At 35.7% G+C, this 13399-nt stretch carries 12 protein-coding genes and 1 other annotated feature; of the genes, 7 read left to right on the forward strand and 5 right to left on the reverse strand.

Annotated elements, in window-relative coordinates:
• Window positions 1–102 precede the first annotated feature (102 nt).
• Window positions 103–333 (forward strand): YuzI family membrane protein, encoded by a 231-nt coding sequence (locus PVA17_RS23720; protein WP_132363947.1) that lies wholly within the window; start codon window positions 103–105, stop codon window positions 331–333.
• Window positions 334–395: 62 nt separating this feature from the next.
• Here PVA17_RS23720 and trpS read toward each other — a convergent pair whose 3' ends face one another.
• Window positions 396–1385: a tryptophan--tRNA ligase gene (gene trpS, locus PVA17_RS23725; RefSeq protein WP_132363945.1), complete on the reverse strand. Its 990-nt coding sequence runs from the start codon at window positions 1383–1385 to the stop codon at window positions 396–398.
• A gap of 299 nt (window positions 1386–1684) precedes the next feature.
• Window positions 1685–1918: a binding site (T-box leader), on the reverse strand.
• A 592-nt stretch (window positions 1919–2510) separates the two neighbouring features.
• Here trpS and spxA point away from each other — a divergent pair.
• The 6 genes from spxA to PVA17_RS23755 all read left to right on the forward strand — a co-directional run bounded on the left by spxA (window position 2511) and on the right by PVA17_RS23755 (window position 10228).
• A complete protein-coding gene (spxA, locus tag PVA17_RS23730) occupies window positions 2511–2906 on the forward strand; it encodes a transcriptional regulator SpxA (RefSeq protein ID WP_024362527.1) in 396 nt (131 codons plus the stop codon).
• 436 nt (window positions 2907–3342) lie between these two features.
• Window positions 3343–4011, forward strand: a complete 669-nt coding sequence (gene mecA, locus PVA17_RS23735) for an adaptor protein MecA (RefSeq protein WP_132363943.1) — start codon at window positions 3343–3345, stop codon at window positions 4009–4011.
• Window positions 4012–4177: 166 nt separating this feature from the next.
• Window positions 4178–5296: a competence protein CoiA gene (locus PVA17_RS23740; RefSeq protein WP_274069192.1), complete on the forward strand. Its 1119-nt coding sequence runs from the start codon at window positions 4178–4180 to the stop codon at window positions 5294–5296.
• 48 nt (window positions 5297–5344) lie between these two features.
• On the forward strand, window positions 5345–7156 hold the full coding sequence (pepF, locus tag PVA17_RS23745; RefSeq protein ID WP_274069193.1) for an oligoendopeptidase F: 1812 nt from the start codon (window positions 5345–5347) through the stop codon (window positions 7154–7156).
• A gap of 458 nt (window positions 7157–7614) precedes the next feature.
• Entirely contained in the window at window positions 7615–9300 is a 1686-nt protein-coding gene (locus tag PVA17_RS23750; protein WP_274069194.1) for an MFS transporter, read from the forward strand.
• A 328-nt stretch (window positions 9301–9628) separates the two neighbouring features.
• A complete protein-coding gene (locus PVA17_RS23755) occupies window positions 9629–10228 on the forward strand; it encodes a TetR/AcrR family transcriptional regulator (RefSeq protein ID WP_132363935.1) in 600 nt (199 codons plus the stop codon).
• Between the two features lie 90 nt (window positions 10229–10318).
• Here the strand turns inward: PVA17_RS23755 and PVA17_RS23760 are convergent, their stop codons facing one another.
• The 4 genes from PVA17_RS23760 to PVA17_RS23775 form a co-directional block, all read right to left on the reverse strand.
• On the reverse strand, window positions 10319–11128 hold the full coding sequence (locus tag PVA17_RS23760; protein WP_132363933.1) for a DsbA family protein: 810 nt from the start codon (window positions 11126–11128) through the stop codon (window positions 10319–10321).
• The gene (locus PVA17_RS23765) at window positions 11121–11528 is read right to left on the reverse strand and encodes a globin domain-containing protein (RefSeq protein WP_132363931.1); all 408 of its coding nucleotides are present in this window, start codon (window positions 11526–11528) and stop codon (window positions 11121–11123) included. The genes PVA17_RS23760 and PVA17_RS23765 overlap by 8 nt, the downstream gene beginning before the upstream one ends.
• Before the next feature lie 217 nt (window positions 11529–11745).
• A complete protein-coding gene (locus PVA17_RS23770) occupies window positions 11746–12534 on the reverse strand; it encodes a lytic transglycosylase domain-containing protein (protein ID WP_248717955.1) in 789 nt (262 codons plus the stop codon).
• Window positions 12535–12565: 31 nt separating this feature from the next.
• Complete coding sequence (locus PVA17_RS23775; RefSeq protein ID WP_274069195.1) at window positions 12566–13156, reverse strand: CYTH domain-containing protein; 591 nt, start codon at window positions 13154–13156, stop codon at window positions 12566–12568.
• Window positions 13157–13399: the final 243 nt, after the last annotated feature.

A 13399-nucleotide genomic window follows, 5' to 3' on the forward strand; every position in this document is an offset into this window, starting at 1 on the left:
GTACGCTCCGATAGTTGTTTTTCTTATTATAAACTTAAAAACCAAAAAGACCCTATAAGATGACCTTTTTAAAGTGTCTATCCTATAGGGTACATTTTAATCTTGTTCCGACTCTTTTTATTTTTAATGAGCTATGGCTTATTGATTCTCTCAGTAGGGAATCTCATTTTGTATTTGAATTATCGGACGCTCGGCTATTCCTGGCTAGTAGTTTTTAAGTTCATGGCACAAACATCAGCATTTTATATGGCCATTGGATCAGCCGTTGTGTTATGCGCTGTTGTGCTTGATCTTGGTTATGATAAAACTATAAATGAAAAAGATAAGATGTAACTCTTAAGTTACTCTCTTTTTGGCCAAGCTCTTACAATCATCTTTATAATAAAGTCTTCTTGTTAGCGACGTGTACGACCAAGGCCCATAGCTTCTTCCATGCGTTTTAATGTAGCACTTGCAATTGCATTTGCCTTTTCAGCACCTGCATCTAAAATAATATCTAATTCTGAGGATTCTACCAAATTATAGAACTTCTCTTGAATTGGCGTTAGGTGATCAATAACCGTTGCTGCCACACCTTGTTTGAAACCACCATAGCCAACGCCTTCGTATTTTTTTACAAGATCGTCAATAGATACGCCTGAAATCGCAGATTCGATTGTTAGTAAATTAGACACACCAGGTTTATTTTCTACATCAAATGCCACAAAACCATCAGAGTCAGTAACAGCCGACTTAATTTTTTTCTCAATATCTTTCGCTGAATCTAAAAGCTTAATTGTCGCTTTTGTATTTGGATCAGATTTACTCATTTTTTTAGTTGGTTCTTGTAGTGATTTGATACGAGCCCCTGCTTTTGGTAATTGAATTTCAGGAATCGTTAAAACGTCACCATAACGTTTGTTAAAGCGCTCTGCTAGATCACGAGTAAGCTCTATATGCTGCTTTTGATCATCACCGACAGGGACAATGTTTGTATTGTACAAAAGGATGTCTGCTGCCATTAATGGTGGATATGTGAGTAGAGCGGCAGATACGCTTTCCTTACCGTGGGATTTATCCTTGAACTGTGTCATACGTTCAAGCTCTCCAATCGATGCGACACATTGTAGCATCCAGCCTGCCTGTGCATGTGCTGGCACTTCTGATTGAATAAATAATGTAGATTTTTTAGGATCGATGCCAGTAGCGATATACGTAGCTGCTAGGTTGCGAATATTTTGACGCAATTCCTTTGGATCTTGTGCCACTGTTATTGCATGCTGATCGACGATGCAATAAACAGCATCACCTTCATCTTGTAATGCAGGGAATTGCTTAAACGCACCTAAATAATTCCCTAGAGTTACAATACCTGTTGGCTGTACGCCTGAAAAAATAGTTGTCATTGTCATTTCCTCCTTGAATTTAAGTCCCTTATTTTTACATAAACGACAAAATGAAGAGTCGTCACCAAAAACGTGTGGTTGATTTCCGTTCCGACTGGGTGCTTTCCTGGGGGCGTCCGATGAGCCGCTTCACTCGCGCTGCTCGCTCCAGGGTCTCATCTGTGACGCTAATCCCCAAGGAGTCGCCCAGTCTCCACTACAATCAACTTTTCGTAATAGACGTTTTAATAAAAGTCATTCACAATTCTTGGTGATGAACCGAAATAAAAAAACATCATGCGTCCTCATTAGTTCTCTAATGAAGGGACGAATGATGTTTGAATCCGCGGTACCACCCAGCTTGCCTAAAAAGGCCACTCTACTTCGTAACGTGAAGGGGACGAGCTTTGCTAATAAACTTAGTAAGGAAACTAAGCCGTTCACAAAGCTAACTCGGAAGTCCATTCCAAATGCTTACACGATCTGTTTGCAGCAACCACAGACTCTCTAAACGTGTAAAATGCAAATGTACTATTCTTCGTCAGCGTTTTTTATTTAGTTCAATAACCGTCTTTTAAGGTAAACTCACCAAAGACATAATTGATTGATTGCAAAAAATTATATTATAAAGGCTCAGTGAAATGCAAGTGCGTAATGTCAGACTTTTGGCGGTGTTCATTACCGAAAAAAAATTATATGCTATTTTCGCTAGTTTTTTTATCTATTCAGCGTCCGTGGAAAGCGCCAGTTGGATCGGAAAATAAACAAACGTTATGGTAAGGAACTATTTATTTGAAAATGCAACCAATATTAGTAAATATACGTCTATATTGTACGCACTGAACTGACAATATTCTCGTTTAAAATTTTTAAATGAGAACAAAAACAATCGGATAGAAGTGTTTAAAATGTGCTGCGAATGGGAATATTATTAGTAGTTCATTAGATATACCAAGAAGTAGCTGCTTTGAAAAGTTATATAAAAAGACAGAAAATTTCGTGTGAGAGGGTTATTCTTTTTTTTATTGGAACTATATTCAAACATCACAGAGTACTGTATAATGGTATGTAGATTACATTACATTAATTCTAATTTAACACACTGGTTTATAGATAATGACTAAAAGGAAAGGATGTGTCAGTATGATAGTAACTTTATTTACATCACCAAGTTGTACGTCTTGCCGAAAAGCGAAAGCATGGTTAGAGGAGCATGAAATCCCGTATACAGAACGTAATATATTTTCCGAACCATTAAGCATTAGTGAAATTAAAGAAATTTTACGTATGACAGAGGATGGTACAGATGAAATTATTTCAACTAGATCAAAGATTTTCCAAAAACTGAATGTTGATGTTGAAAGCTTACCATTACAACGTTTATATGAGTTAATTCAAGAGTATCCAGGTTTATTACGTCGTCCAATCATTTTAGATGAGAAACGTTTACAAGTTGGCTACAATGAGGATGAAATTCGTCGTTTTCTACCTCGTAAAGTTCGTGCGTATCAATTACAAGAAGCACAGCGTATGGTGAACTAATATCTCCATATTGTGCTTAGAATAAGTATTAGATGTTACATATGCATCAAGCATATTGTGGCATCTATTTTTTTGTGTTTTACTTATGTAAAACCATCTATATAAAGTATAATAAATAGTAGGGAAAAGTCATATATTTCCGTAAAGTATGTTAAACTTGATTTTAACTTAATAGTTTACTACAATTTCAATAATTTAAATATCTTCTGTTGAAACGGTGTATATCCTTTTCATTTTATGACAGAACAGCATACAATATAATTAGAGACAACTGTGGACAATAAATTTTTGATTTCGGTTGCTCAACGGTTTTACTGTAGTGTGGTCAAAGGTTGAAAAACAAAAACGGAGTATGAGGTTAAAAACAATGAATAAAAGCATACTAATGAAACAAAACTGTTTTTCGACAAATGACAGTGAAGGGAGATGAGGTCTAGTGGACATCGAACGTGTAAACGAAAATACACTCAAGCTCTTTATTACGTACAATGATATAGAGGATCGCGGCTATAGTCGTGAAGAAATTTGGTACAATCGAGCAAAGGGTGAACAACTTTTTTGGGATATGATTGATGAAGTAAACACGGAGGATTACTTTGATGTAGAAGGTCCTATTTGGATTCATATCAATGCGTCTGAAGTAGGCTTAGAAATCATTGTCACACGTGCACATATTTTAAAAGACGGTGAAACCTTAGATGGTTCTTCACAATTTGGTGAACATAAAGAGATGTTTGCCCCATTCGAGGACGTTGGAGAGGATCTTCTCAGTCAACTAACTCAGTTTGGTGACTTAGATGAGTCAGAGTTATTTATGGATACAGATATTTATGTTTATAAATTTAAAGATATTGATGAGTTAATCCCAGTAGCGAAACGCATGACAGATGAATTAGTGGATTCCTCATTATTTAAATATGAAAATTGGTACTATCTGGTAGTTGACTTCGCGAACGCAAATGAAGAACTAAATCATCACGATAGAAATGCCGTTATTAAAGAATTTTTAATACCATCAAATTTCACAATCCATCGCTTAGAGGAATATGGCGAAAAAATTATGGAATTTAATTGTTTTGAAACAGTACGAAAATATTTTATTTAAAGTATTGAGTACTTGAATTGGAGTGACTGGACTGTAAACAAACTTGGTGATTATCAAGTTTGTTTACAGTCTTTTTATTTCAAAATTAAAATTTCAAGAAAAAGCCGTTCTTTATTTGTTGCTATTAAAACACTCCTTTACAATTAATCGAAAAGGAGATGATTTTATGCTTATGGCCTATAACGAGCTTCAGCAGATTTTCCTCCCATACGAATATTCAAGGGAAGCATTACAACGATATAGGCGGCAGATGAAATTTTATTGTCCCCAATGCCAACAGCCCGTCCAATTAAAGATTGGCCAATATAATATCCCTCATTTCGCTCATATTGCTAATAGTAACTGTGAGCGGTTATTTGCAGAGGGTGAATCAAAACTTCATTTACAAGGGAAAGTACAATTATTTGAATGGCTGAAAAAACTTGGGCATACAGTAAAGCTGGAGCCTTATTTAGAGAAACTTGCACAGCGACCAGATATGCTTCTAGTAAAGGAGCGACAGCAAATTGCTATTGAATTTCAATGTAGTACAATTTCACATGAAAAGTGGCAATCGCGTACATCTGGATATGAGAAAAATTTTATTCAGCCATTGTGGCTTTTTCAAACACCTCAAAAACAATCTACCCAAGGTATTCAAAAAATTTCTATTTCTCCAATTATGCAAAAGATAATAAATGTCACAGCACAAGGCTTGGCTTATTTAGTGACCTATGATGCAAACACATCGAGATTTATTTATTGGACGAATCTTCTTCATGTTCAGGGGCATACTTTTATAGGCAAAGTACAGGAACTGACGATTAACAAGCAACATTTCCCTTTTTATGAGCCTAAGCCAATTACGAAAGAAGAATTTCAACTTTATTGGCAGCTTTATAAAAAGCATTGTAAGCAATTCGTATACCAACGATTATTACATAGTAAAAATGGGGTACAAGATTCATTTTTACGAAGTAATTATGAGTTACGCTTTACTTTAACTGCAATGCCTGATTACGTAGGTGTTCCGGTAAAAGATGCAGAAGCGATACCGATGTTTTCTATTGAGTGGCAAACGATTTTCCTTTATTTTTGTCGTCGATTACAATTAGAACCTCATGAACTAGACGAGAGAACTATTCGATCGTTTTTAACCGAACAAAATGTAGCGGTAACAATCCAAGCGGTACAAGCAATCAAAAATTATGGAATGGTGCTGGCGGAAAGTTATAAAGAAGATCGTTTTTCTAATATTTGTGAGCAAATGTACGCACATTTATTTGCAATTGCCACAATATACTGAGAAAATATGAGAGTATAGGAAAAGCTAACATATTAAGGGGGCTGGCATATGGCTAGTAATCAAATTTTAGTAAGAAACGAAGTTCCAGAAGAGTTAACTTGGCGCTTGGAGGATATATTTGCAACTGACGCACTTTGGGAAGAAGAGTATAAAGAAGTTGGAGAAATGGCAAAAAAGGCATCTAGCTATGCAGGTACTTTAAAAAATGGAGCAGATGCATTATTAGCAGTTCTAACTTATCACGATGATATTTACCAACGTACGATGAAGCTTTATACGTACGCTCATATGCGTTATGACCAAGATACGACAAATAGCTTCTACCAGGATATGAATAGTCGTATTCAAACATTAGCGACTAGTATCTCAGCTGCTCTATCGTTTTTAACACCTGAGATTTTATCATTAAGTGAAGAAACAATAGAACATTACTTAGCAGAAAATAAAGACTTACAACTGTATAAGCAATCTTTAAAAGAAATAACGATGGCCCGTCCACACGTTTTACCAGCAGAACAGGAAGCATTACTGGCACAAATGTCTGAGGTTACAGGTACTGCTTCAAATACATTTAGTATGTTAAACAACGCAGATATAGTCTTCCCTAAAGTGAAAAATGAAGATGGAGAAGAAGTGCAACTAACACACGGTAACTATATTAAGTTTCTAGAAAGTAAAGATCGCACTGTTCGAGAAAATGCCTTTAAAGCAATGTATGAAACTTACGGTAACTTTAAAAATACGTTTTCGACTACAATAACTGGCAATGTTAAAAAGCATAATGTAAACGCACGTATCCGTAATTATGATTCTGCACGCCACGCAGCACTGTCGAACAACTTCATTCCAGAAAGTGTTTATGACCAATTAGTAGAAACAATCCATAAGCATTTACCAGCTATGCAGCGCTATATCTCATTACGTAAGAAACTTTTAGGTGTGGACGAACTGCATATGTGGGATTTATTTGCCCCACTCGTTAAGGAAGTTGATATGAAAGTCCCTTACGACGAGGCGAAGGATATTTTAGTAAAAGCTTTAGCGCCATTAGGTGAGGAATATCAAGGCATTGTTCAGGATGGACTTGATAACCGTTGGGTGGATGTTTTAGAAAACAAAGGGAAACGAAGTGGTGCGTACTCTTCAGGTGCTTATGGAACGAATCCATATATTTTAATGAACTGGCAGGACAATGTTAATAATCTGTTCACACTAGCTCATGAATTTGGTCATAGTGTACACAGTTATTATTCACGTAAAAATCAGCCGTTTGTTTATGGTGATTATTCTATTTTTGTGGCTGAAGTAGCTTCGACATGTAATGAAGAACTGTTAAATGATTATTTACTAAAAACAATTGAAGATCCACAACAGAAAATATATTTATTAAATCATTGGTTAGATGGCTTCAGAAGTACTGTTTTCAGACAAACAATGTTTGCTGAATTTGAACACTTAATCCACCAAATGGATAAGAATGGTGAATCTTTAACAGCGGAGCGTTTAACAGAGGTTTACTATAATTTAAATAAACAATACTTCGGCGAGGATATTGTTGTAGATGAGGAAATCGGCTTAGAATGGGCTCGTATTCCACACTTCTACTATAATTACTATGTGTATCAATATGCTACAGGTAAATCAGCTGCAACAGCATTAAGTAAACAGATTTTAGAAGAGGGTACACCAGCTGTAGAACGTTATATTAATAACTTCTTAAAAGCAGGTTGCTCGGATTTCCCGATTGAAGTATTGAAGGCAGCAGGTGTTGATATGAATGTTGCTAAACCGATTGATGATGCATGTAAAGTATTTGAAGAACGTTTAAATGAGTTAGAAAAATTATTGTTGAATAATTAATTTCGAAGGCTGTAGGGATTTCACTACAGCCTTTTTTCTATGATTAATTGAATAATAAAAAATTAAGGAATAATGATTTTTTTTGATTTCTAAATGGTTTAAAAGGTGTATCTTGAAAAAATACCTGTTTGTAATCGCTTTCTATTTGACAAATTTGTGAATCTATCAACGGACTTGTTGCTATATTTACTATTCCATGATAAATTGATTCATGTGAAATAAATCACAAAACAAACATACACCCCTTTGTTTGAACGTGAACATTTCTCCCATCCCCTTTGTGAAAAAGAGGCGTCACTATCTGTCGAGGATAGTGGCGCTTCTTTTATTTTTAGAAAATGTTCGATAAATAAATAAGGCCTAATCTAAAAACAAAATGAATGCAACCAGTTGCATTCATTTTGTTTTTTCTTTATAATGCAATCAAATGATTACATTTTAAGAAAAGAGGTTAGAAAGTGAAGAGTAAACAAAGTTATATGATGCCGATAATTGCTGCGGCTCTTGGTTTTTTTATGGCTTTATTGGACACCACAATTGTGAATGTTTCTTTGCCCAAAATGACAGCATACTATGAAACGACAATTGATCAAATTTCTTGGGTAATTGATAGCTACAACATTGCCTTTGGTGTTGTTTTGTTAACGGCGGTAAGATTTGCAGATCAATTTGGTAGGAAGAAAATATTTCAAATAGGGATTATGTTGTTTGTAATTGCGTCAGTTCTATGTGGATTATCACAATCAATTGAGTTATTAATTTTATTTCGATCGATTCAAGGTTTGGCGGCAGCAATGATTGTTCCAGTATGTATTCCTTTAGTACTTGTCCATACTCCGGCTGAAAAGGTTGGTGTTGTAACGGCACTATTTGGAATAATGGCTGGGGTATCGACGGCATTGGGACCGACAATTGGTGGCGTAATCTCAGAGAACTTTGCATGGCAGTGGATATTTTATATTAATGTACCGATAGGGCTTTTAGCGGTAAGTTTAATTTATTATTTTGTACATGAATCGTATGATCCTACTGCCTCTAAGAAGATCGACTGGATGGGTATGATAACAATTAGTATTTCATTGTTCGCACTCATATACGGTCTTTTACAAGTGAAGGAAGTTGGGTGGACATCACCACTTGTACTATGTTGTTTAATTGGCAGTGTTATAGGCTTATTATTATTTGTAAAGTTTGAAGCAAAAAATAAAGATCCAATGCTTCCAGTTCAGTTGTTTAAAAATTATCAATTTGCATGCGGGAATATCGCACTGTTATGTTTAGGAATCGGGATGATGTGTGTCTACTTTTTAATGGCATTTTATTTAACAACAGTAAACGAAATTTCTCAGATACAGGCGGGTTTAATACTTAGCTCATCTTCCATAGCGACAATGCTCATTACACCTCTTGCAGCTAAAGCAAATAAATGGGGGACATTATGGTTTGGTGTCAGTGGTTATGTACTATTTAGTATAGGAACCTATTTGTTAGGTTTTATTTCATCAGACCAATCGGTTTGGGTTATTGTCGGAGTTTTAATGATTGTTGGTTTAGGATCGGGTTTAATTTTTAGCCCATTATCAATAGCACTCATTTTGCAGGTTCCCGAAGAAAAGGCTGGGATTGCATCAGGGTTATTTCAAGTAAGTCGTGTTATTGGGGCTGCGGTTGGCGTGGCAATTTTAGTCGTGATGCTACAGCATATGATGCAGAACGAAATGAAAGCGGCAAAAAATGAAATGATCGAAATGGTTGAGATCAGTAAATTTAGTGATAATACGAAGGAAAGGCTAAAGCTTCAATTCGTACAAAGTAGAAATGAGCTAGCAGAAAATAAATCGTCACTACAAGATGTTATACATAAGTTAACGGACGAAGAGGAAAAAGTACTAAAATCTTCACCAAATAAAGCACATGAAATTAAGGAAAGATTCGCCATTGAAAGAAAGGAAATAATAAATCTTTATCCAATGCTAGAAAAAATAATGAAGGATCATATTTCTTTAGCCTATAAAGCAGTTTTTAGATTTGGGGCAATTGTCATGTTAATTGGTGCCGTTTTCGCTTATTTAAATGGCATAAATGCAAGAAGAATGAAGAAATATTTAAGAGAACGAAACTTTGAAGCTGCTAAGAAATGTTAACTTGTTTGAGCTGATGCTCAAACATTTGAAATCAGCCTTCGTGTAGGCCAAAGCACAAAGCTGATTTCGGACGCATTGTTTATTTGTGCGACAGCGGCAAATGTTTTCTGTGCGAAAGCGAAGCGACAGCAGCAAATGTTTTCTGCGCGAAAGCGAAGCGACAGCGGCAAATGTTTTCTGCGCGAAAGACAGCAGCAAATGTTTTCTGTGCAAAGGCGGCAATTATGCAAGGCATAAATTGATTAAACTGAATGCAACTGATTGCTATCACTTTTTAATTCCGATATAATATTGAGCAAATTATGTTCGGAGGAGGAAAGAGGGCATAATGGCAAAGTTGAAGACAAGAGAAAAAATTCTTAATGCTGCATTGACGCTTTTTGGAGAAAAAGGGTTTGCCGGGACTTCTACACGTGAAATTGCTGAACGTGCTGGGGTGAATCACATTACACTTTTTAGACACTTTGGAAATAAGGAGAATTTGTTTCGTGAGAGTGTTATTTCACATAAAACAGACAGAGATTATTTTCCTAAAATAGAAGAGGCGTTTACAGGTGATATAGAGCATGATCTTAAAATCTTGGCACAAGCTTATTTTGAAGAAAATATTCCTGTCAAGGAAACTATTTGGGTACTTATGCGTGAAATCCAACAAGATAAAGAATTTGAAAAAATGTTTTTTGAATACCCGAATAAGTTATTTCAACATTTAGAAAATTATTTGATTAAATTACACGAGCAAGGGAAAATTCCAAAAGGGAACTTTAAATATACTGCGAATTTTTTCTATTCTTTGCTATCGTCAATTTTAGTTTTTCAATTGACATTACCTTATATAAATGAGCATATTAATCCGGATATTGATGAGATGATAGATGAGGTTGTGCATTTATTTACTTTAAGTTTGTTTAATCCGAAAGAAAGTTAATGATGAAGCTAAAAAGACAAATAAAAGCAAGTGAAGTTTGTTCTTCACTTGCTTTTATTAGTAGGAGCTTAGAATAATAGTATAATTGCTTTATTTAATACGCCATAGTGTAGCGTGATTTGTCTGAATTCGTTCAATCTTTTGTTGTAGCATACGCTTTTTTAATTCGCGTTCAGCTGTTTGTTCTGTTAATGAGTAGATGAAAGCTACTTCATTTGTTGAAAGTGTATGGAATTTTGTAAATAACTCCTCCATTGTTGGCAATGGTTGACGCACAAGCTGTTCATCCATCATTTCTTGTAAAATATGTTCATAAACTTCATAGGAATAGCTACCACTAACTTTTAGACCCTCATCTTCAATACATTCATTGAAAAACACAATGCTAGGCACTTCATCAACTTCCATTTCACGTTTAATATATAAATCGCATTGGAAGGCACGTGCTGCTTCCTTTGAACCAAAGTCTGCAGAAAATTCGTTCATGTCTAATTGAACATCTTCCGCAATTTTTAACAGCGTAGCATAAGAATTGACATCTTGTTGGTTTAGTAATACATATTCTTGTAGTTTCGACAAATAGCGTGCACCGACACGTTTGCCCTGTAACTCTGCCGCTTTAATAGCGATAGATGGTAAGACAGGGTGATTAATATCGAGTTCAATACCCGATAAACAACCTTTTACACGTTTACTTAAACAATTCAAAGAGGCAAGCTCTGTGCTTAGCACAAAGCGCCATGTAAAGTAATGATTGTACTCTAAATGTAACTTACGAAGAATGGCTTGCATATTATAAGCTTCTGGACAAAGTGGATCTACGAAAATATACAATTCAATAGGCTTATTAGCAGTAGAAATCTCAAGGGTTGGCTTCTGCAGCATTTGAATATTATTCACGTAACAATTCCCCCTCATCGTCATTTGGTGTATTAATCATGTGATGAGCTGTTAATACTAAACGTTGATAATATGTTTCTCGGAACTTCCCTTCCAACCCCACTTCATCCATCGCTTCGGACATACATTCAAGCCAAGCTTGGGCACGATCAGGTGTAATCGGAAAATTCATATGGCGTGCACGCATCATTGGGTGTCCGTGCTCCTCAGTAAAAAGATTTGGTCCACCTAAATACTGTGTTTGAAATTGAATTTGCTTGCGTGCTGTCTCTGTTAAATCTTTTGGAAAGATTGGAATTAAATCAGGATGCTGAGCAACTCTTTTATAGAATGCATGGATTAGCTCTGAAAGCTTTTCAGCCCCCAGCTCCTCATAAGGAACAGTGTATTTTCGATTCATAATTAAATGCCCCTTTAATTCTTTATATCGTAAAGTATATTTTTATACTTGGTCATCTTTACAAATGTGAATTTCTTGTGACTACCTTCATTCTATCAACGTCTTTTCGTTAACACAAACAAAGCGCTCTTCCGAATTGTTTTTCGCTAAAAAAGCACAAATTTCACCACACGGGTGAAATTTGCCGAAAAAGACTGTATTAACAATGTTTATACGATTAAGCTGTGTAGTAATTCATCACTTTTTTGACATAATTCTGTGTTTCTTTGAAAGGAGGAATGCCACCATACTTTGTAACGCGTGAAGATCCTGCGTTATAAGCAGCTAACGCTAATGTAGGTTCATTATCAAATTTATCTAGCAATTGACGTAAATATTTTGCACCTGCCATAATATTTTGCTCGGGATCAAAGGCGTTTGTAACCCCTAAATATTGCGCTGTTTTTGGCATTAATTGCATTAATCCTTGTGCGCCAGCATGACTAACCACGCTTGAATTAAAATTAGACTCTTGCTTAATCACTGCAGCGATGAGCTTCTCTGGCACATTATATGTAGTTGCTGCCTTTTGAATAATCGAAGCGTATTTGTTCGCACCTGCTAGTGAATTGGCATACGCTGTTGAACCAATTACATTGTCCGCAACATAGGAGTCAAGCTTTGTACTAGATTGTGTATTTGCTAATGCCGCCTGTACAGCAGAAGGTATAAAGACGTCATTAGAACCCTTATAAAGTAATGATTGATACGCACTATTTTGCATGTTTTCAGCTAACCCATTTAAACTACTAAACTGGTTCATCAATGACGAAGCGCTTGATACACCCCCGAGCAAACTAGATAATTTTGCACTATTAGAAGTAGTTGAGTCGCCGAGCAATTCGCTAATCATATTAGAAAAGATAGAATTGCTGTCTGTAAGATTGTTTGACGATGAATTTTCTGAAGATCCTAGTGTTTGTAATGCTTGAATCTCAAATAAAGTTCTGAGTGATTGGATATCCAAGGAGTTGTCACCCTTTCTTGTACTAGTTAAGCTACTGTTCTTTATTCATTTGCAATGCTTTCATAAAACGTGCGATTTTTTTATCTGTAGCCCGTTTTTCAATACCATATTGCTGTAGAAATTCGTCGAAGATTGCATTTCCTTTTATTGCATCTTTTGATTCATATTCTACCTCATAATCGTCGCACTGCAAATAGAAAGAATGATCGAATACTAGAAGACCATCCCTATAAGGAATTTCGACACGATCGGTTGTAAGTGAACCAAATACTGCTAAATTTTTTAAAGGAATGTTGAAGTGGGTTAGTCTTTTTGCTACCTCTTGGGCATAAAAGCCTTCTCCAACAAGCATTTTCTTAGCTTGCTCAGCGGTTAGTTCGTCAGTTGTTTCTAAATGAGCATGCTCTGCATTTTTTTCTTTTAAAGTACATTCAAAATATTTGCCGATTTGTCGAATACGGAGCCCACTTTGTAGTTTTCGAATAGCTTGGGAAGGTGTGTCGAAATAATGATTTGTTTGGCGATGAATAGTATCTTCGGGAATGTTAAATGCTTGTAATAAATGTTCGTATTGTTGCTTTGTTAAGAGATTTTTAAATTCTATTTCAAGTTCTTGTGCCATTATGATCACCTGTTTATTTTAATTTTTTAGTGTGTTGATTAGGAAAATGATTTGATATGAAATTGGTTATTTCCTTTTCGTTACAGTTTTTTAGTTGGCTCATTACCAATTGTTTTAGGATGACATTTGTTAAAGGTTGATTGTAGTGGAGACTGGGCGACTCCTTGGGGATCAGCGATAGAGGAACGAAGGCTAAAAGCATCACATCCTGTGATAACGCCTTCGTGACCAACATCGTGTTGG

This window comes from Lysinibacillus sp. CNPSo 3705, from assembly GCF_028674935.1.
GTDB lineage: Bacteria > Bacillota > Bacilli > Bacillales_A > Planococcaceae > Lysinibacillus.

Coding starts and splice junctions, on each gene's coding strand:
- trpS (WP_132363945.1), bottom strand. CDS start 1,385: ATGACAACTATTTTTTCAGGCGTACAGCCAACAGGTATTGTAACTCTA.
- PVA17_RS23740 (WP_274069192.1), top strand. CDS start 4,178: ATGCTTATGGCCTATAACGAGCTTCAGCAGATTTTCCTCCCATACGAA.
- pepF (WP_274069193.1), top strand. CDS start 5,345: ATGGCTAGTAATCAAATTTTAGTAAGAAACGAAGTTCCAGAAGAGTTA.
- PVA17_RS23755 (WP_132363935.1), top strand. CDS start 9,629: ATGGCAAAGTTGAAGACAAGAGAAAAAATTCTTAATGCTGCATTGACG.
- PVA17_RS23765 (WP_132363931.1), bottom strand. CDS start 11,528: ATGAATCGAAAATACACTGTTCCTTATGAGGAGCTGGGGGCTGAAAAG.
- PVA17_RS23775 (WP_274069195.1), bottom strand. CDS start 13,156: ATGGCACAAGAACTTGAAATAGAATTTAAAAATCTCTTAACAAAGCAA.